20 protein-coding genes and 1 tRNA gene are annotated in these 18,162 nt (G+C 62.5%); 13 read left to right on the top strand and 8 right to left on the bottom strand.

Annotated elements, in window-relative coordinates:
* A partial coding sequence (locus EN818_RS00005) for a transposase (RefSeq protein WP_189523758.1) occupies positions 1-358 on the bottom strand: 358 nt, incomplete at its 3' end.
* A 285-nt stretch (positions 359-643) separates the two neighbouring features.
* Between EN818_RS00005 and EN818_RS00010 the strand changes: the two genes are divergently transcribed.
* From EN818_RS00010 to EN818_RS00040, 7 genes are all read left to right on the top strand, one after another.
* A complete protein-coding gene (locus EN818_RS00010; RefSeq protein ID WP_129553907.1) occupies positions 644-835 on the top strand; it encodes a helix-turn-helix domain-containing protein in 192 nt (63 codons plus the stop codon).
* Between the two features lie 527 nt (positions 836-1,362).
* A complete protein-coding gene (locus tag EN818_RS00015; RefSeq protein ID WP_129553908.1) occupies positions 1,363-1,638 on the top strand; it encodes a hypothetical protein in 276 nt (91 codons plus the stop codon).
* On the top strand, positions 1,638-2,030 hold the full coding sequence (locus tag EN818_RS34255) for an AAA family ATPase (protein ID WP_135903883.1): 393 nt from the start codon (positions 1,638-1,640) through the stop codon (positions 2,028-2,030). The genes EN818_RS00015 and EN818_RS34255 overlap by 1 nt, the downstream gene beginning before the upstream one ends.
* On the top strand, positions 1,931-2,722 hold the full coding sequence (locus EN818_RS00025; protein WP_135903885.1) for an AAA family ATPase: 792 nt from the start codon (positions 1,931-1,933) through the stop codon (positions 2,720-2,722). Before EN818_RS34255 ends, EN818_RS00025 begins: the two co-directional genes overlap by 100 nt.
* A gap of 363 nt (positions 2,723-3,085) precedes the next feature.
* Positions 3,086-3,538 carry a hypothetical protein gene (locus EN818_RS00030; protein WP_135903887.1) on the top strand — a complete coding sequence of 151 codons (453 nt, stop codon included), beginning with the start codon at positions 3,086-3,088 and terminating at the stop codon, positions 3,536-3,538.
* On the top strand, positions 3,535-3,846 hold the full coding sequence (locus EN818_RS00035) for a hypothetical protein (RefSeq protein WP_129553911.1): 312 nt from the start codon (positions 3,535-3,537) through the stop codon (positions 3,844-3,846). Before EN818_RS00030 ends, EN818_RS00035 begins: the two co-directional genes overlap by 4 nt.
* Entirely contained in the window at positions 3,809-4,072 is a 264-nt protein-coding gene (locus EN818_RS00040) for a hypothetical protein (protein WP_129553912.1), read from the top strand. Before EN818_RS00035 ends, EN818_RS00040 begins: the two co-directional genes overlap by 38 nt.
* Positions 4,073-4,418: 346 nt before the next feature.
* On the opposite strand, the gene EN818_RS00045 is transcribed toward EN818_RS00040, so the two are convergent.
* The 4 genes from EN818_RS00045 to phaC all read right to left on the bottom strand — a co-directional run bounded on the left by EN818_RS00045 (position 4,419) and on the right by phaC (position 8,638).
* A complete protein-coding gene (locus EN818_RS00045; RefSeq protein WP_129553913.1) occupies positions 4,419-5,000 on the bottom strand; it encodes a hypothetical protein in 582 nt (193 codons plus the stop codon).
* An 89-nt stretch (positions 5,001-5,089) separates the two neighbouring features.
* Positions 5,090-5,164, bottom strand: a tRNA-Glu gene (locus EN818_RS00050).
* Positions 5,165-5,320: 156 nt separating this feature from the next.
* Complete coding sequence (locus tag EN818_RS00055; protein WP_245420404.1) at positions 5,321-6,580, bottom strand: YcbK family protein; 1,260 nt, start codon at positions 6,578-6,580, stop codon at positions 5,321-5,323.
* A gap of 222 nt (positions 6,581-6,802) precedes the next feature.
* Entirely contained in the window at positions 6,803-8,638 is a 1,836-nt protein-coding gene (gene phaC, locus EN818_RS00060; RefSeq protein WP_129553928.1) for a class I poly(R)-hydroxyalkanoic acid synthase, read from the bottom strand.
* A gap of 150 nt (positions 8,639-8,788) precedes the next feature.
* Here phaC and EN818_RS00065 point away from each other — a divergent pair, with 150 nt between their 5' ends.
* The 5 genes from EN818_RS00065 (at position 8,789) to recJ (ending at position 14,833) form a co-directional block, all read left to right on the top strand.
* On the top strand, positions 8,789-9,139 hold the full coding sequence (locus EN818_RS00065) for a hypothetical protein (RefSeq protein WP_245420405.1): 351 nt from the start codon (positions 8,789-8,791) through the stop codon (positions 9,137-9,139).
* Between the two features lie 47 nt (positions 9,140-9,186).
* Positions 9,187-10,404, top strand: a complete 1,218-nt coding sequence (locus tag EN818_RS00070) for an LL-diaminopimelate aminotransferase (protein WP_095807215.1) — start codon at positions 9,187-9,189, stop codon at positions 10,402-10,404.
* Positions 10,405-10,453: 49 nt separating this feature from the next.
* Positions 10,454-11,767, top strand: a complete 1,314-nt coding sequence (locus EN818_RS00075) for a homoserine dehydrogenase (protein ID WP_095807216.1) — start codon at positions 10,454-10,456, stop codon at positions 11,765-11,767.
* Positions 11,768-11,921: 154 nt separating this feature from the next.
* Positions 11,922-12,905: a class II fructose-bisphosphatase gene (gene glpX / locus EN818_RS00080; RefSeq protein WP_095807217.1), complete on the top strand. Its 984-nt coding sequence runs from the start codon at positions 11,922-11,924 to the stop codon at positions 12,903-12,905.
* 143 nt (positions 12,906-13,048) lie between these two features.
* Complete coding sequence (recJ, locus tag EN818_RS00085; RefSeq protein ID WP_135903889.1) at positions 13,049-14,833, top strand: single-stranded-DNA-specific exonuclease RecJ; 1,785 nt, start codon at positions 13,049-13,051, stop codon at positions 14,831-14,833.
* Between the two features lie 25 nt (positions 14,834-14,858).
* Here recJ and EN818_RS00090 read toward each other — a convergent pair whose 3' ends face one another.
* The 3 genes from EN818_RS00090 to folE all read right to left on the bottom strand — a co-directional run bounded on the left by EN818_RS00090 (position 14,859) and on the right by folE (position 17,165).
* Positions 14,859-15,827 carry a patatin family protein gene (locus EN818_RS00090; RefSeq protein WP_095807274.1) on the bottom strand — a complete coding sequence of 323 codons (969 nt, stop codon included), beginning with the start codon at positions 15,825-15,827 and terminating at the stop codon, positions 14,859-14,861.
* An 84-nt stretch (positions 15,828-15,911) separates the two neighbouring features.
* The gene (gene hisI, locus EN818_RS00095; RefSeq protein ID WP_095807218.1) at positions 15,912-16,370 is read right to left on the bottom strand and encodes a phosphoribosyl-AMP cyclohydrolase; all 459 of its coding nucleotides are present in this window, start codon (positions 16,368-16,370) and stop codon (positions 15,912-15,914) included.
* Between the two features lie 168 nt (positions 16,371-16,538).
* Positions 16,539-17,165 (bottom strand): GTP cyclohydrolase I FolE, encoded by a 627-nt coding sequence (gene folE / locus EN818_RS00100; RefSeq protein WP_095807219.1) that lies wholly within the window; start codon positions 17,163-17,165, stop codon positions 16,539-16,541.
* Positions 17,166-17,405: 240 nt separating this feature from the next.
* Here folE and EN818_RS00105 point away from each other — a divergent pair, with 240 nt between their 5' ends.
* Entirely contained in the window at positions 17,406-17,852 is a 447-nt protein-coding gene (locus tag EN818_RS00105) for an iron-sulfur cluster assembly scaffold protein (protein WP_095807220.1), read from the top strand.
* Positions 17,853-18,162: the final 310 nt, after the last annotated feature.

An 18,162-nucleotide genomic window follows, 5' to 3' on the forward strand; every position in this document is an offset into this window, starting at 1 on the left:
CGCGGATCTCGCGCACGCTCATGCCGCGCGCATACATCGAGACGATCTTGGCGTCGAAGTCGGGAAAGCGGCGCTGGTACCTGGCGATCAGCTTCGGATCGAAGCTTCCCGCACGGTCGCGCGGGATCGACAGCGTCATCTTCGACGTGCCCGTCAAAACTGTCTTCTTCGAATGGCCGTTGCGGCGATTGGCACCGCCCTCGGTGCGTTCCTCATCGAGGTGCTCGTCGAGTTCGGCGTTCAGTATCCGCTCCGACAGCGCCTTCTTCAGGTCGTTGAGCAACCCGTCCCGGGCGAACACCTCATTCGGGTCGCGCCCGGCAAGCAACTGGTCCAGAAGTTCTTTCTCGATAGCCATGTGATGATTCTCTCCTTTCCATCATCATGGCCTCGCGCACAGAATTCCTGACAGTCCCCGCTTGAGCACTTCTTTTTGAGCCAACCACTACCGGGGGGCAAAAAGGTTACTCGCCGAATGGCGGAGGCGATGGCAACCGCTGTTCGGCCCTTAGAAGCGATGGGCGGGGGCAACCCGAAACGTAAGGGGTGAACCCTTTACCCCATCACTGCGGACCCCTTCAACCGTAGAGCGAAATTCCAAACGCATCCATCTTGGTCCTGTCCAAACACAGGAGCAACCCAGATGGACTACGCCTTCGAAGCCTACAGCATTCCTGAGTTTTGCGCGGCTCACCGCATCAGCCGCGCCACTTTCTACAACCTCATCAATGCGGGCACCGCACCACGCACCATGAAGGTTGGCGGTCGCGTTCTGATTTCCAAGGAAGCCGCCGCCGACTGGCGCAAGGCCTGCGAAACCAGCGAGGCCGCCTAATGAATCGGCGCCTTGTTGAAACGACTGATCATGCTTCGCCCGCGCACCTTGCCGACGCCATCGAATGGTATGCCGCGAACTATATGAGCTGTGAGCGGCCGATCGTGCCAGCCTTGCGCCGCCGGTTCGGTATCTCCGCACCTGAGGCTTGCCAGGTTATGCGCCTCGCCCTGCTTCGCCAGGATTGGCAGGGAGGCGCTCATGCACGCACCTCTTGAACGAGAAACCGCCGCCCCGACGGCAATCGGGAACGGCGGCAAGGAGAACATTTCACACCGCAAGTCTAGCCGTTCCAAGAACCCGCGGCAAGAGCGCTGGAAGCAAGCCAACCCGATAAAGGTATGGGCCCACCAAGCTCTCAGGAGCGCCGTGAGACGCGGCCTCGTCATCCAGGAATGTTGTGCGGAGTGTGGCGACCCGAACGCCGAAGCTCATCACGATGATTACGAGCGGCCAATGTCCGTTCGCTGGCTTTGTCGCCTTCACCATAAGGCTGAGCATCGCCGGCTGAAGTGCGAGGCGGAGGCATGACCATTCGTCCGAACCTTCCGAGCATCGAGGAACTCTATATCGATGCAGCCGTCCGACATCTGACGGCGGCGCGCAACCACCTTCAATGCGCGGTGCTACGCTTCGATGATGCGGGCTACGAACATGACCCGAGCGCCCGGTCGTACAGCTTCGTCGCGGGCATCGTGGCCGAGTTCAATGGCAGGCCGTGGCGCCCGGCGCCGACGCCGGAATCCTCTCACATCGCGGAAGCGGCCAAGGAATATCGGCGCATGCGTAGGAGTTGCTACTGATGAGCAAACCCGAACCGCTCAAGATCCTCTCCTATGCCGACATGAAGGACCTTCCTGAGCCTGCATGGCTTATCGACGGGCTCATTCAGGAAAACACCACCGCCCTGATGTTTGGCAAGTCGAACTCGTTCAAGTCCTTCCTGGCGATCGACATCGCCCTTTCCGTGGCCTCGCATCGGCCATGGCATAGCCATGAGGTCTTGCCCGATTTCGACAACTCACACGCCTTGCCGACCGTTCTCATCGTGGCGACAGAGGGCGGCAACGGCGTCGGCCGCAAGCGCATTCCGGCATGGTACGACCACCACAATGTCCCGGAGAGGCCGAACGAACTGCCTTCCTGTACCCAAGAGAAATTCGACTCGACGTGGCTGATGATGTCACAGCGCTGATTGATGCCGTCGACAAAGCCGAGTTTTCGCAGCATCCGATGTCGTACTATCCAGCTTTCCAATTGATCGTCATCGATATCTTCGGCGGCAGCATGGCCGGTAGCGAGATCGAGGATAAGACCGCGCGGGCCTGGGTGCATGGTATCCAGCGCATCCTACGCGAAACCGGCGTGGCAGTTCTGGTGGTTGCCCACGCGCCATATCAGGACGACAGCCGCATTCGTGGCCACTCTCACTTCTGGGGCTCGTTCGACACGCGCCTCAAGGTCGAGGGCGACAAAGGCGCCATGACGGCAACCTTGACCGTCGAGCGGCACAAGGACGCCGACAGCGCCGGCTCCTGGGGCTTCAGGTTGACACCATCGGGCGGCAGTCTCGTTCCTGAGATGGACAGCACAATCACGGCGGCGCGCAAGCAATCGCTGTCGCCGAAGAACCGAGCGGCGCTGATCGCTCTCGATGATGCTCTCCAAGCTAGCGGCGTGCGCAAGTTCGGGCAGGACTGGCCACCATGCAACGTCGTCCAGGTCGAACAGTGGCGCCATCACTTCTACCTGCACTCTCACGAGGATGCTCCAGACACGAAACGCCAGGCGTTCAATCGAGCCAAGAACTTCCTTCGGGATGGTGGCCACATCCAGTTCTATGACGATCACGTATGGCGATGCTTCGACGGCAAGGCAGCAGCGTGACATGTGACACCCTTATAAGGGGGTGTCACGTCACGTCACGCTTGCATGCGCCGTGACGCACCGTGACATGTAACGCTCTGTCACGCTTGTCACGCTGATTTCATATGAAAGGAATTGTGGCTCATATTTCTGGTGGCATACTCGCTCCAACTACGGACTTTTTTCTGCCGCTGCTTCGAAGCACCTTGCCTCGAGCGTTCGGAATTGGTGGCATACTCGCTCCAACTACGGACTTTTTTCTGCCGCTGCTTCGAAGCACCTTGCCTCGAGCGTTCGGAATTGGCGTTAACGCCTGAGCAAAGCGGTAACTTGAACATAGCTAGACAGCAATAGAACAATAAATACAGTGAGTTAGTTTCTCACTTGCGCTATTATGTCCAACAGATGGACGATATGAGGCGCAAAAATGCCCGAAGATACCGCCAGGTAGAGCCAGGTTCCCCGCCAGTTGCACCGTCGAAAGGCGGCAAGGTGAGGCTGCTTTCATTCGAGGACCTGGACAAGCGCACCAAGCCATATCAGCAGGCGGTCGAGCTAAGGGATGAGCTGATTGGCGAGCGTGGCGGGGAATCCGCTCTCGATGCCATGCGCATTCGGTTCATTGAAGACGTCGCCATCACGTCGGCCATGATCCGCGATGCTCAGGTTCGCTGGCTCAAGGGTGAGCAGATCGGCATCAGCGAGATAGCGACCCTACTCAACAGCCGGCGCCGCGATGCCGAGCAGATAGGCGGACCCGAGCCGCGCGACGTCACGCCCGACATCACCACGTTCATGGCTTCCAGGGCCGCACAGAAGGCCAGCAGCGCAGCATGAGCGCTCCCGCCTTCACCTATGCCGAGGCTTGCCAGGACCCTGACCTGTTCGGGCCATGGTTCGCTGCCGACAGCTGGGGTGTATGGCGCGTCATCGACAAGGCCCTGTTCGGCGAGCCGCTGGACGAGGCAGAGCTTGCCGTCTTCACCGAACTCACCGGCAGGGACGAGGCACCCACGGCACCAGTAACCGAGGGCTGGTTCGTCTGTGGCCGCCGCTCCGGCAAGGATGTGAAGGCGCCTAGCGGAGTTCTACGCCGCAGACGAGCGCATGCAAAGGGCATCGGACAAGACGTTCAAGATCGGTGAGAAGCCCAAGCCCGACCTACCGCGCCTGCGCAAGGCCGAAGCCAGAGAGGAGAAGCTGTCGGCCAAGGCAGACCGCGCTTGGTATCGCGTGTGGAAGGCGCGGGCGACGAGCCTCAAAGGCCTAACTGCCAAGGCGAAGCTGCGGCGGCACTGGAACCTCGAAGACGAGGATAGCGAGATGATCATATTCAAAAGCATCATCGCCGACCTCGAACGCATGAGCTAGACAGGCAACCACGCGGTTGCAAAGGCCCGGCTGCTGTGAGGTGGCCGGGCCTTGTGCTTCATAGGATCGGGCGTATGATGAACGTCCCATAGGTTGAGATCTTCTCAGCTATTTCGGCCCGGCGGCTCCTCCTTGGCTTCCGGGCCCTTTCTTTGTCTGCGCAGTGGCCGGCTTTTGATTTGTGGGGTCGACGAGTTGGGAGTAAGCTGGCGGCGTTCAACTCCTTGTGGGTCAAAGTACCCATCGGCCCGGCGGCTCGCACTTCCGGGCCTTCTTTTGTCAACCCGGGTTGACACCTCCCGCACTCGCAGCGCGTGACACTGGCAACGTTGCGGGAGGCTGGTTTCTATCGAGGCAGGTATCTTCCGACTTGCCCATACGGCGACCAGGGAGGCTCCACATTGAGCTGAATCTGCTCATAGCGCTCCTTCAACTGATCCCGCATTGCCCAGATGCTGTCGATCACCTCGTAAACGTCGTTGGTGTTGCCGACCGGTCCAAGGACGATTCTCTTAGCGACGAGATTTCCATCCATGTGCTGAAAGAACTCAGTCCGAAATCGCTTCTGCCCGTTCCGAACTATCCATGCCAGTGCCGCTTGTTCAGACTGGCTCAAGATCTCCACATTCCTGAGAGCCTCCTGGTTTAGGAAGTCCCACTGCTGTTGCGTGTCCTTAATAGCCCGACGCGTCTCTGAGCGAGAAGCCGCCTTGTTAACGAAATAAGCCCCCAAGGATACAATGAGGATGGCAGCCCCGAAAACCGCAGCAATGCCAGCGACGGCGACCCAGCCGGTGTCGAGGCTCGCAAACGGACCAACCCCAAAATAATGCAGGCCGAGCACGGCCGTACCGGCAATGACCCAGGTCCAACCCTGCCTGGGATTTAGGCCCAGAACAGACTGCAGGAGACTCACAAGCTGATCCATTGCACCCCCGCCGTGTCACTTGGACTCATTGGATATTGGCCAGAAACTGGACAGAGAAACGAGATTTGGAGCTAAGTGCTTGAAAAGACTGGTACGCCCAAGGGGAATCGAACCCCTGTTACCGCCGTGAAAGGGCGGTGTCCTAACCGCTAGACGATGGGCGCGCTCAGACGAAGCGGCTTATAATTGCGTTGTTCGCAACCGGCAACCCATCTGCCGTCAGATGCGACAACTTTTTTCCAAACCGGTTGGAACGCCTTTGTTTCAGCGATGCGCACTGTTTTCGATGCAGGCAAACTGCGGGCAGTGGCACCGAAAGACTACCCGTCGTCGCCACCGCTGGCACGCCGGCGGCAGCGCCAGTTCCAGTCGCGCTCGGGGCCGACGTCGACATGGACGGATTCGGTGTGGCAGTAGGTGCCGACGCCGCCGCGGCCGGGCATGGTGCGGACGTAGCTTGCCAGTTCCCACTTGGAGACGCCGGGCACCTGGATGTCGGCGGCGGCGCAATACATGTGCAGCGAGTTCTTGGCGCCGTTGGCGCGGCGGTTGCGGGCCGGGTCGCGATAGCCGGAGGTGACGATCATCTTGCGGCCGAAATGGCCCTCGATCGTCTTCAGCACGCGCACCAGCGACGGCTTGAGGCAGGCGACGTCGACGCTCTCGTTCTGCTTGAGCAGGCCGTTGGGTGCAAGCCTGGCCATGCCGGCGGCAGAAGCAACCTGGTAAGCACCGCCTTCATCCTCGTTGAGGTCAACGTCGCTCTCGTCGTCGATGCCGGATTTGCGCTTGATCTCGAACAGCGCGGTCCGGCGAACGCCGGGCAAGGCGTCGGCGCCAGTGATGTGGCCGCTTTCATCGCCGAGCGAGGCGAGTTGCACCGGCTTTTCGGCCGGTGTCGCCGAAGCGAGGTTGATGATCGGCTTTGCCGGCGGCGGCGTGGTCTTGGCCTGAGCCGAGGGCTGGTCGCCGGCACGCGTGTTGACCAGGGGCGCGGGCGCCGCGGCCGCCGGCGTGGTGCTGAACAGCGAGGCAAAGAGGCCCTTCTTCGGCGCGGCGATCTGCGCCTGCGGGGCATCGCCCGCGGTCACATAGACGCCATTGCTCATTGCTTGCGTGGTTGCCTGCGCCTGCGAAGCAATCGCAGCGGCATCGCCGGCGGCAACCTGCTGGGCGACGGCCTTCGTCTCGTCGGCCGTCTGCGCCGATGGAACCAGCGGTTCCGGCGTGTTTCCGGCGACTGTGCTTGCGCCGGCGGGCACCGCGATCGGGAATGTGGCCTGGGGGTTGGTCACGGGCACATAGGCCACCTTTTCCGGCAAAGGCGTGTCGCCTTCGCTCATCACGGTCGATGTCGCTTCCGAGGAGGCGGACGTCACCTGCAGCGACGAATCGGTGGTGGTCGCCGTCTTGGCGCTGGAAGCTGCGCTCATCTCGCCGGCAGTTGTATTATAGCCCGGCGTGACGACCGACAGGGTGGGGTCGGTAGTCGAGGTGCAGGAGGCCAGAAGCACGGAGAAGAGTGCGGCCGCGATGCTGCGGCTTTCCCTTCGTGCGAGACGCCAACCTACTGATTTCAAAATAAAAATCCCCCTCGGTATCCGGTCCGCTCATCATCGCCGCGGCACCCCTGCACCTGCGGCAATGACGTCCTGTTCCCGAACCGGAAACGGGATCTGCATCGAATCTGCAAGCCTCGGATTTGTTCTGCGTCTGGAGGCGAATTGAGGCTGCGAAAACGATTAACGCCACCATTTCGCCCTGTTTTGGCAGGCCGTCAACTCACCAGACGTTACAATTCGTTACACACGCACCTTCACATAGGTGCCCGGCGCATCACCCAGGGTTTTCATCCGCTTGCCGGGTTTGCGGGCTGGCACCCGGGCGTCCTCCTGGGTTTCGATCCAGTGCTGCCAGTGCGTCCACCAGGAGCCCGGATGCTCCACCGCCGCGGCGAACCACTGGCCGAAGTCGCCCACCGGCTTGCCGCCGGTCCAGTACTGGTACTTCTTGGCCGCGGGCGGATTGACCACGCCGGCGATATGGCCCGAGCCAGCCATCACATACTCGACGTCACCGCCGAAATAGCGCGAGCCGAGGAACACCGATAGCGCCGGAGCGATATGATCCTCTTTCGTGGCCAGATTGTAGATGGGGATCTTGACGTCGGCGAGCGAGACGGTGCGGCCGGCAAGCTCCATGGTGCCGCGCGTGAGATTGTTCTCGAGATAGCAGTTGCGCAGGTAGAAGGAATGATTGGCAGCGGCCATACGGGTCGAATCGGCATTCCAGTAGAGCAGGTCGAAGGGCAGGGGGTCCTTGCCGCGCATGTAGTTGTTGATGACATAGGGCCAGATCAGGTCGCCCGAGCGCAGCATGTTGAAGGCGGTCGCCATCTTGGTGCCTTCGAGGTAGCCCTTTTCGCTCATCGACCGTTCGACCGCAGCGACCTGCTCCTCGTCGACGAACACCTTCAAATCGCCAGCGTGGGTGAAGTCGACCTGCGTGGTGAAGAAGGTGGCCGACTTGATGCGGTCGTCGCCCTCCTGCGCCAAAAGGGCAAGTGCTGCCGCCAGCAGAGTGCCGCCGACGCAGTAGCCGATGGCGTTGACGCCGGTCTCGCCGGTGGCTTTCTCGACGATGTCGAGGCCATATTGCAGCCCCTCGCGGATATAGGCTTCCCAGCCCTTGGCGCCGTGGCGCTCGTCGGGGTTGATCCAGGAGATGACGAAAACGGTGTGGCCCTGCTCGATTGCCCAACGGATGAAGGATTTCTGCGGGTTGAGGTCGAGGATGTAGTATTTGTTGATCCAGGGCGGGCAGATCAGCAGCGGCCGCTTCAGCACGGTCTCGGTCGCCGGGTCGTACTGGATGATCTCGGCGACATCGCTGCGGCCGACCACCTTGCCGGGTGTCATCGCCAGGTTCTTGCCGATTTCGAAGGACGAGTAATCCGCCTGCCGCAGCTTCAGGTCGCCCTTGCCGGCCGCAATGTCCTCGGCAAGCATCTTCATGCCGCGCACCAGGTTCTCACCGTTTGAGGCCACCGTCTCGCGGAACAATTCCGGATTGGTCAGAATGAAGTTCGACGGTGCGATCGCGTTGGACACCTGCTTGACATAGAAGCTGGCCTTGTGCCGGGTGTGCTCGTCGAGTCCCTCCGCATGGTCGACAAGGTCGGCCGCCCAGCGCGAGGTGACGAGATAGGCCTGTTTCAGGAAATCGAAGAAGGCGTTGCGGCCCCACTCCGGATCCTGGAAGCGCTTGTCGCCGCGCTCCGGCTTGACCGCATCCTCGGTAGGCTCCGCATTCGGACTGACCTTCTGGATGGCATTTGCCCAGACCGTCATGTAGCCGGCGAAGAGCCGCGTCTGCGCCTCCAGCGCGCGCTGCGGGTCGGCGAGCCAATATTCGCTCAGCCTGGAGAACGTCTTGACCATGTCGACCACGGGCTCGGCGACGTGGTCGCGCACCTCACCCTTTTCGCGCGGCTCGGCCCAGGCGGAAGCGGCCTTGCCTGCCTGCTCGACCATGCGCGCCATGTTCAATGCAAAGCGTTCGGGGTCTTTCACCAGATATTGCTCGACGGTCGAAGGTCCGTCATCTTCCGCTTTGCCCGAATCGGGTGCCTTGGCCATGGTTCGCGGGTTCCTCCCGGAGCGTTTTGCTGACATATTATCATGCGAGATCTGACCGGGTCCAACATGCTCTAGCCCGGCTGCCAGGAAAACAATATGACGATTAATAACGGCCGGTATCTTTTTCTCGCTAGCGGTTCGTTGTGCCGCATGGCCATGACGGCTGCGCTTTTGTGCGCGCTGATGCCGGCCGGCGGCTGCACCAGCGACAGCGGCAGCCGTCAGGCGGCGGTCGCCGGCGTGGAAGGACCGAAGGACACCGGCACCTATCCGAACCTCAACATCCCGCCACGGGCGGCTGCCAAGCAACTGACCAAGGAAGAAACCGCTGCGAACCTCGCGCAGCTGAAGGCCGACCAGCAGGCGCAGCTTTCCAAGGGGGGTCGGGCGAAGCCCGCGAACCAGACAGATCTGAACACGCTGGCCAAGACCCACGGCGACGACGCCCTGAAACAGATCGAAGGCAAATGCGATCCCGCCCTCGACCCTAACTGCAATTAGGTTTATATCGCGCGCCGAAAGCGCCTCTTTGATCGTCTGGAACTCCCATGGAAGAATTTCACAAGGTCCGCCGGCTTCCGCCTTACGTGTTCGAGCAGGTCAACCGGCTGAAGGCCAGCGCCCGCTCGCGCGGCGCCGACATCATCGACCTCGGCATGGGCAATCCGGACCTGCCGACGCCGAAGGCCATCGTCGACAAATTGTGCGAAGTGGTGCGCGATCCGCGCACGCATCGCTATTCTTCCTCACGCGGCATTCCGGGTCTGCGCCGCGCCCAGGCCAACTATTATCAGCGCCGCTTCGGCGTGAAGCTCAACCCAGACACGCAGGTGGTGGCGACGCTTGGCTCGAAGGAAGGCTTCGCCAACATGGCGCAGGCGATCACCGCGCCGGGCGACGTCGTGCTGTGCCCCAATCCAACCTATCCGATCCACGCCTTCGGCTTCATCATGTCGGGCGGCGTCATCCGCTCACTGCAAGTCGAGCCGGATGACGGCTTCATCCCGGCGCTCGAGCGCGGCATCCGCCATTCGATCCCCAAGCCGCTGGCGCTGATCCTCAACTATCCGTCGAACCCGACGGCGCTGGTCGCCTCGCTCGATTTCTACAAGGACGTGGTCGCCTTCGCCAAGAAGAACGACATCATCATCCTGTCCGACCTTGCCTATTCGGAGATTTATTTCGACGGCAACCCGCCGCCGTCGGTGCTGCAGGTGCCGGGCGCGATCGACGTCTGCGTCGAGTTCACCTCGATGTCGAAGACCTTCTCCATGCCGGGCTGGCGCATGGGCTTCGCGGTCGGCAACGAACGCCTGATCGCGGCATTGACGCGGGTCAAATCCTATCTCGATTACGGCGCCTTCACGCCGATCCAGGTGGCGGCGGCGCATGCGCTCAACGGCGACGGTGCCGATATTGCCGAGGTGCGCGAGGTCTATCACAAGCGCCGCGACGTGATGGTCGATTCCTTCGGCCGCGCCGGCTGGACCATTCCGGCGCCGGCGGCATCGATGTTCGCCTGGGCGCCGATCCCGGAGCAGTTTCGCCAGCTCGGCTCGCTCGAGTTCTCCAAGCTGCTCATCGAGCATGCGGATGTGGCGGTGGCGCCCGGCATCGGTTTTGGCGAGCACGGCGACGACTTCGTGCGCCTGGCGCTGGTGGAGAACGAGCACCGGATCCGCCAGGCGGCGCGTAACATCAAGCGCTTCCTGGCATCGACCGCCAAGCAGCCCAACAATGTGGTGCCGCTTGCCGCTCACCGGTGAGTTCGGCTGATATTCACGACCAGTTTATTTTTGAGGGACGTCGCCGGACATGGCTGAAGCGCTGCGTGTTGGAATCGCCGGTCTCGGCACGGTTGGCGCGTCGGTGGCGCGTGTGCTGCGCGACAAGGCGGCCGAGCTCACCCGTCAGTGCGGACGCGACATCGTCGTCGCCGCTGTGTCGGCCCGCGATCCGAAGCGCGACCGCGGCGTCGATCTCAGCACCGCGGAATGGTTCGACGATGCCGTCAAGATGGCGGAAAGGGCCGAGATCGACGTCTTCGTCGAGCTGATCGGCGGGGACGAGGGGGCGGCGCGATCCTCGGTCAAGGCGGCGCTCGATGCCGGCCGGCACGTCGTGACCGCCAACAAGGCGCTGCTCGCCAAGCACGGTGTGCAACTAGCCGAGACGGCCGAGAAGAAGGGCGTGCTGCTCAACTACGAAGCGGCGGTGGCCGGCGGCATCCCGGTGATCAAGACGATGCGCGAGGCGATGGCCGGCAATGCGGTGACGCGCGTCTTCGGCATCCTCAATGGCACCTGCAACTATATCCTGACCCGCATGGAGGCCGAAGGTATCTCCTTCGACGCCGTGCTGAAGGATGCGCAGCGGCTCGGCTATGCCGAGGCCGATCCGACCTTCGACATCGAGGGGCATGACACGGCGCACAAGCTGTCGATCCTGACCAGCCTTGCCTTCGGCACGAAGATCGCCGCCAATGACATCTATTTGGAAGGCATCTCCAACATCACCCAGGCCGACATCCGCGCGGCGGCCGATCTCGGCTACCGGATCAAGCTGCTTGGCGTCGCGCAGCGCACCGAGAGCGGGATCGAGCAACGCGTGCACCCGACCATGGTGCCGACGGCGTCGGTCATCGCGCAGGTGCATGGCGTCACCAACGCGGTGGCGATCGAGACCGACATTCTCGGTGAGCTGCTGCTTTCGGGTCCCGGCGCCGGCGGCAATGCCACCGCCTCGGCGGTGGTCGGCGACATTGCCGACATCGCCAAGAGCCGGCCGGGCTTCCAGCACGGGCCTGTCTTCGGCTGGCCGGCGAAGGAGCTGAAGCCATACAAGAAAGCCCAGATGCGCAGCCATGCCGGCGGCTATTTCATCCGCCTCACCGTGCATGACCGGATCGGCGTCTTCGCGGCGATCGCCAAACGCATGGCCGATAACGACATTTCGCTGGAATCGATCGTCCAGCAGGCCGCCGGGCCGGAAACCGAGGCGCAGAAGACGGTCATACTCGTCACCCACGAGACGACGGAAGCCGCCGTCCGCAAGGCCGTCGAGGGTGTCACCAAGGACGGCCATCTGACCGACAAGCCGCAGGTGATCCGCATCGAGCGAGCGGAATGATCTGCCTCTGATCCGGCAAGTCTTGCCGTTGTCACAGAGCTTTGACAGAAGAAGCGCGCCCCTGGCGGGAGGTGCGAGCAATTCCAGGAAAAGTGTTTAGCGGCTTTCCGTCCGGAATTGCTCGAAGCGAACAGTCAACGAGGAATACCCGTTCATGAACATGGCCCAGAACTTCGCAGCCGGACTCGACCGAATCCTCACCATGGAGGTGGTGCGCGTTACCGAGCGGGCCGCGGTCGCCGCAGCTCGGCTGCGCGGCCGTGGTGACGAAAAGGCGGCCGATCAGGTGGCGGTCGATGCGATGCGCCAGGAGCTCAACCGACTCGCCATCAAGGGCACGGTGGTGATCGGTGAGGGCGAGCGCGACGAGGCGCCGATGCTCTATATCGGCGAAGAGGTCGGCATGGGCAACGGTCCGGCTGTCGACATCGCGCTCGATCCGCTCGAGGGCACGACGATCTGCGCCAAGAACCTGCCCAATGCGCTCGCCGTCATCGCCATCGCGGAGAAGGGCAGTCTGCTGTTTGCGCCGGACGTCTATATGGACAAGATCGCCATCGGGCCGGGTTATGCCGAGGGTGTCATCGACATCGACGCGGAACCGGCCGAAAACATCGCCAATCTTGCCAGGGCCAAGGGCGTGGCGGTGTCCGAGATCACCGCCTGCATCCTCGACCGGCCGCGTCATGCCAGGCTTATCGAGGCCGTGCGCGCCACGGGTGCCGCGATCCGGCTGATCGGCGACGGCGACGTCGCCGGCGTCATCCACACGACGGATCCGGAGGAGACCGGGATCGACATCTATCTCGGCACCGGCGGGGCGCCGGAAGGCGTTCTGGCGGCGGCCGCGTTGCGCTGCACAGGCGGCCAGATGCAGGGCCGGCTGCTGCTCGATACGCCGGAGAAGGTCGAGCGGGCGCAAAAGATGGGCATTGCCGATCCGACGCGGATCTATCGCGTCCAGGATATGGCGCGCGGCGATGTGCTGTTTGCGGCGACGGGCGTCACCGACGGCAATCTGCTCGATGGCGTCAGGTTCGGCCGCACCTTCATCACCACCCATACCATCGTGCTGCGCTCGTCCTCGCGCACCGTGCGCGAGATCAAGGCACGCCACCAGGATCTGGAGAAGTTTTGATTTCGTCCGGCCGGGGGCCCTTTGGCGCTGTTGCGGGCGGGGCTATCGATTCACAGTTTTCCTGGAGTTGCCCCATTCGCGGAATTGCTCCGGTCGTCGCATATTGATATCGCATGCATGACACTATGCAGACGGCGCGCCGAATGACGGGCGAAAGGCGTTTCTTCCTCGATGTCAGGCAGTCGGCCAACGGTGTTTGCTGGGAACATCGGCTGACTGAGCGGCAGGACATGACGGCGCTTGCCATCGCGCAGGGCTTTGGCGTGCCCGACATCGTGGCGCGCGTTCTGGCCGGGCGCAACGTCGCCGTGGAACAGACCGAGCGCTTTCTCGATCCGACCATCCGCGAGTTGTTGCCTAACCCAGCCTCATTGACGGACATGGAAAAGGCGGCCGCGCGGCTGGCTGACGCAATCGTGGCCCATGAGAAGGTGGCCATCTTCGGCGACTACGACGTAGACGGCGCGGCCTCGTCGGCGTTGCTCAAGCGCTTTCTTACGCATTTTTCGGTGCCGTCCGAGATCTACATCCCAGACCGGATCTTCGAAGGCTATGGCCCCAACCCGGAGGCCATAAGAGAGCTCATCTCGCGCGGCGCGAAGCTGATCGTCACCGTCGATTGCGGCACCAACAGCGCCGCATCAATCGATGCGGCGAAGCAGGCGGGTGCCGATGTGGTGGTGCTCGACCATCATCAGGTCGGCGGGCCGCTGCCGGCTGCGGATGCCGTGGTCAACCCCAATCGCGAAGACGATCTGTCCGGGCAGGGGCATCTCTGCGCCGCGGGTGTCGTCTTCCTTTGCCTGGTGCAGACGGCGAAGGTCCTGCGCGAGAGATTGCCGGACAGAACGCCTCCCGATCTGCTCTCACTGCTCGACCTCGCCGCGCTGGCGACGGTGTGCGACGTCGTCCCGCTCACCGGCGTCAATCGCGCCTTCGTGGTCAAGGGGCTTCAGGTGGCGCGCCAGCAGAAGAGCGAAGGGCTGGCAGCGCTTGCGCGGGTCTCGCGTATCGGCGAGCCGATCAACACCTTCCATCTCGCCTATCTGATCGGGCCGCGGATCAATGCCGGCGGGCGTATTGGGGATGCGGCGCTGGGCAGCCGGCTGCTGGCGACCGACGATCCCGTCGAGGCGGCAAGCATTGCAGAGACGCTCGATCGCCTCAACCAGGAACGGCAGCAGATGGAACTGGAGATGCTGGCCGAAGCCCGCGCCGAAGCCGACGCCGAGCTTGCCGGCGGCAGCGGCCCGGCCATCGTCGTCACCGCCAGCAACAGCTGGCATCCCGGCATCGTCGGACTGCTCGCTTCCCGGCTGAAGGAGCACTCGCGCCGGCCGGCATTCGCCGTTGCCTTCAATTCCACCGGCGTGGGAACCGGTTCGGGCCGCTCGGTGTCCGGCTTCGATCTCGGCCGGCTGGTGCGCGCGGCCGCCGAGGCCGGGCTGATCGTCAAGGGCGGCGGCCACGGCATGGCGGCGGGCATCACGGTCGAGCGGGCAAAGCTCGGTGCGCTGAGGGGATTTTTCGAGGAGCATGCGGCCGCGGATGTCTTCCGGCTGCAGAATGAGGAGAGCCTGGCCATCGACGGCGCGCTCGCCGCCGAAGGCGCAACGCTCGATCTGATCGATGAGCTGGAAAGGGCCGGACCTTTCGGGGCCGGGCACGCAGCGCCGGTTTTCGCGCTGCCGCGGCACAGGCTGGCCGATGCGCGGCCGGTCGGCACCAATCACATCCGCGCCGAACTGATCTCGCAAAGTGGCGGCCGTATCCAGGCGATGGCCTTTCGCGCCGTCGATACTTTGCTTGGCGAATTCCTGTTCAGGAACAGGGGCAAGACGGTGCATGTTGCCGGATCTCTTTCGGCGAACCACTGGAACGGGAACCGCACAGTGCAGTTCCGCATCACCGATGCGGTGCTCGCCTGACAACAATGCTCGGGCGGGGTTGCGATCAGGCCAGGACCGACTGCAGGCGGGTCAGCTCGCTGATCTGCGCCATCGTCGCCTGGTAGCCGAGACGGATGGCCTCGTCGGCGCGATGGAACTCGGTGAGGCCGATGTGGCTGAGCTTCGGCTGCAACGACATGTCGGGCGGATCGCCGGCCATTCTGGCCCGCGAGATCCGATCCTGAATAATGTTGAAGGCCTCGACCATGACGCCGGTGATGCCGAGACGTGTGTGATGCGCCTGGTGCTCGGACAGGCCCGCGCTGCTCGGCGCGTCGTTTTCGATGACGAGTTCGCCGGCGCTGTGCTTGATGACCGCGGCGCGACCGAACAGGTCGTAGTGGAGATTAACCGCCACCACCAGCGGCTGTTCATAGGCGCGGCAGACCGATACCGGCACCGGATTGACCAGCGCGCCGTCGACCAGCACGCGGCCGTTGCAAGTCACCGGCTCGAATACGCCGGGTAGCGCGTAGGATGCGCGCATCGCTGTGATCAGCGAGCCGCTCGACAGCCAGATCTCGTGCCCGGTGCGGATTTCAGAGGTGACGGCGACGAACGGCCTCGACAGATCCTCGAAGCGGGTGCCCGTCAGATGCTCGCGCAAACGCGCGTCGAGCTTCATGCCGCCGAACAGGCCGCTGCCGCGCAGATTGAAATCGAGGAGGCCGAAGATGCGGCGCTTGGTCAGGCTCCTGGCGAACTCTTCCAGCTCGTCGAGCTTGCCGGCAAGATAGCAGCCGCCGACAAGCGCCCCGATCGAGGTGCCGGCTATCATCGACACTTCGATGCCGGCTTCGTCCAAGGCGCGCAGCACGCCGATATGGGCCCAGCCGCGGGCGCAGCCGCCGCCGAGCGCCAGGGAAATGCCCATCCTCTTCGCCGACTTCGGGTCGGGCACGCCGCCGGACGATGCAGGGCCGTTGGCCTCCTGAACGTCAGGTCTGCTGCGCAATGACGCCCATTCGAGCATCATGATCTCCCTTGTCCCACATCCCTTCTACAGGAAGGTTGTTTGAGAATAGTGAATATGAGTGGTTGGTGAATATTGAATGGTTCACACCGGCTTCCGATACGTCTGTTCAGTATCGAACAGCGGCTTGCTGCCATCGTCGGCAAGCACCGCCTTGCCGTCGTTGAGCCCCACCGTCCGATAAAAGCAGGAACGTCTTCCCGTGTGACAAGTTGCGTCGTGGCCCAACACTTTCACGCGCAACCATATCGCGTCTTGGTCACAATCCGTGCGCATCTCGACAACGTGCTGGAAATTGCCCGAGGTTTCGCCCTTCTTCCACAGAGCGTTGCGCGAGCGCGACCAGTAATGGGCGATGCCCGTTTCAAGTGTCAGAGACAGCGCCTGCGCGTTCATGTGGGCGACCATCAATAGCATGCCGTCGCCGGCATCGGTGACGACCACGGTGACGAGGCCGGCGGCGTCGAAGCGCGGAGAAAGTGCGGTACCTTCCTCCAGCGCTTTCTTGTCCTTTGGAGCTTCGGAAAACTGCAGTGCCGACATCGCCGGTCCTTGTCTGATTTGAAGGCGTGCTGATATCCGGCGAGGCCTGCGAAATGGCGGCGTCCTGCGCTTCCGGTGCTCGCGTACTACAAATACGCTCTGCTCCGAAGGCCGCAAACCACCATTTTCGATCGAGGCTACGCCTTTTGCAGGTGAGCGCAGGCGCGCCTAATTGCGCACCATGGTCACGAAGCGGACCTGCTCTTCGGGCGTATCCTTGAAGACACCCGTGAACGTCGAGGTCAGCGTTGTGGAATCCTGCTTGCGGATGCCGCGCATGGCCATGCACATATGCTCGGCCTCGATCATCACGGCGACGCCGCGCGGGTTGAGCACGTCCTGGATGACGCCGGCGATCTGCGCCGTCATTGCTTCCTGGGTCTGCAGGCGATGGGCGAAGATGTCGACGACGCGCGCGATCTTGGAGAGGCCGACGACCTTGCCATCCGGGAGATAGCCGACATGCGCCTTGCCGATGATCGGCACCATGTGGTGCTCGCAGTGCGAGTGGAACTTTATATCCCTGACGATGACGAGATCGTCATAGCCGGCCACCTCCTCGAAAGTGCGGCCGAGTTCCTCGGCCGGGCACATGTCGTAGCCGTTGAACATCTCACGAAACGCCTTGGTGACGCGCTTAGGGGTATCGACCAGGCCTTCGCGGTCCGGATTGTCGCCGGTCCAGCGCAGCAACGTGCGCACAGCGACCTCGACCTCGGCCTCGCTTGGGCGATCGGTGACCGGCTTTTCCATGTAGGACGAAGCAGGCATGAGTTTCTTGATGACGGCATCCATAAAGGCGTCTCCCGTAGTTCCCCTCTCAGGAGGAACGAGTTGAACGGACCACGACCTTTCGGGTGTTAGAAACTCGCCCGTTTCCAGCCCGTAAGCGGCGTGAACAGAGTGAGCAAGGACGGCGGCCTATGGTTGCCTTGTCGATGCCCGGCTGCCAGCATTATATATGGTCGTGCCCAGCGAAAGGAAGACGCAAGAACGGCAAAGCCTGTTCGCTCGGCGGCGACGGACCGGAAAAATATGATCGACGAAGTCTACAACACGAAAATTCTTGGTTTTGCTGGAAATATCGCGCGCATCGGCCGGCTCGACCACCCCGATGCGACCGCGAGGGCGCACTCCAAATTGTGCGGCTCGACCGTCACCGTCGACTTGAAAATGGATGGCGATGTCGTGACCGACTTCGCTCATGACGTGAAAGCTTGCGCGCTCGGCCAGGCTTCGTCCTCGATCATGGCCCGCAACGTTGTCGGCGCTAACGCCGATGAGCTGCGCGCGGTGCGCGAGACGATGTTGAAGATGCTGAAGGAGAACGGCGCGCCGCCGGAAGGCCGTTTCGCCGACTTGAAATATCTGGAGCCGGTGCGCGACTACAAAGCGCGCCACGCCTCGACCATGCTGACCTTCGACGCGGTGGTCGACGCGATCGGCCAGATCGAGAAGAAGCGCGCCGGACAGGCGGCTTGATATTTCACTCGGCTTTTGAGCTAACCATCACGGAGAAAGCGCTTGCGTTGGTTGATGGCAGCCTTGGGCCTTACTGTTTCGGTAGTACTGAACAGCTCTGCGATAAGTGCAGAGAGCGCTGCGATGCAGAAAGCTGGCGTCTACCTTTCTAACAAGCTGGCTGGCTGCTGGGCTCTCCCGGCCGACGGCGGGCCTGTGGTCACGCGTGTCCAAATCAGTTTGAATCGGGATGGTTCGCTAGCGGGATCGCCAGAGTACTCAATCCTGCGAAAGCCCTGCAGGACAAGAGATTCAATGATAGCGCGGTTCG

The organism is Mesorhizobium sp. M3A.F.Ca.ET.175.01.1.1, from assembly GCF_004791945.1.
Taxonomy (GTDB): domain Bacteria; phylum Pseudomonadota; class Alphaproteobacteria; order Rhizobiales; family Rhizobiaceae; genus Mesorhizobium.

What these genes read in the sequence shown, in the direction of transcription:
- EN818_RS34255 (WP_135903883.1), top strand. Translation starts at nt 1,638, where the DNA reads ATGAGCAAACCCGAACCGCTCAAGATCCTCTCCTATGCCGACATGAAG.
- folE (WP_095807219.1), bottom strand. Translation starts at nt 17,165, where the DNA reads ATGGATGCCGTCATCAAGAAACTCATGCCTGCTTCGTCCTACATGGAA.
- EN818_RS00090 (WP_095807274.1), bottom strand. Translation starts at nt 15,827, where the DNA reads ATGCTCGAATGGGCGTCATTGCGCAGCAGACCTGACGTTCAGGAGGCC.
- EN818_RS00070 (WP_095807215.1), top strand. Translation starts at nt 9,187, where the DNA reads ATGGAAGAATTTCACAAGGTCCGCCGGCTTCCGCCTTACGTGTTCGAG.
- phaC (WP_129553928.1), bottom strand. Translation starts at nt 8,638, where the DNA reads ATGGCCAAGGCACCCGATTCGGGCAAAGCGGAAGATGACGGACCTTCG.
- EN818_RS00105 (WP_095807220.1), top strand. Translation starts at nt 17,406, where the DNA reads ATGATCGACGAAGTCTACAACACGAAAATTCTTGGTTTTGCTGGAAAT.
- hisI (WP_095807218.1), bottom strand. Translation starts at nt 16,370, where the DNA reads ATGTCGGCACTGCAGTTTTCCGAAGCTCCAAAGGACAAGAAAGCGCTG.
- EN818_RS00015 (WP_129553908.1), top strand. Translation starts at nt 1,363, where the DNA reads ATGACCATTCGTCCGAACCTTCCGAGCATCGAGGAACTCTATATCGAT.
- EN818_RS00025 (WP_135903885.1), top strand. Translation starts at nt 1,931, where the DNA reads ATGGTACGACCACCACAATGTCCCGGAGAGGCCGAACGAACTGCCTTC.
- EN818_RS00075 (WP_095807216.1), top strand. Translation starts at nt 10,454, where the DNA reads ATGGCTGAAGCGCTGCGTGTTGGAATCGCCGGTCTCGGCACGGTTGGC.
- glpX (WP_095807217.1), top strand. Translation starts at nt 11,922, where the DNA reads ATGAACATGGCCCAGAACTTCGCAGCCGGACTCGACCGAATCCTCACC.
- EN818_RS00010 (WP_129553907.1), top strand. Translation starts at nt 644, where the DNA reads ATGGACTACGCCTTCGAAGCCTACAGCATTCCTGAGTTTTGCGCGGCT.
- EN818_RS00040 (WP_129553912.1), top strand. Translation starts at nt 3,809, where the DNA reads ATGCAAAGGGCATCGGACAAGACGTTCAAGATCGGTGAGAAGCCCAAG.
- EN818_RS00035 (WP_129553911.1), top strand. Translation starts at nt 3,535, where the DNA reads ATGAGCGCTCCCGCCTTCACCTATGCCGAGGCTTGCCAGGACCCTGAC.
- EN818_RS00065 (WP_245420405.1), top strand. Translation starts at nt 8,789, where the DNA reads ATGGCCATGACGGCTGCGCTTTTGTGCGCGCTGATGCCGGCCGGCGGC.
- recJ (WP_135903889.1), top strand. Translation starts at nt 13,049, where the DNA reads ATGACGGGCGAAAGGCGTTTCTTCCTCGATGTCAGGCAGTCGGCCAAC.
- EN818_RS00045 (WP_129553913.1), bottom strand. Translation starts at nt 5,000, where the DNA reads ATGGATCAGCTTGTGAGTCTCCTGCAGTCTGTTCTGGGCCTAAATCCC.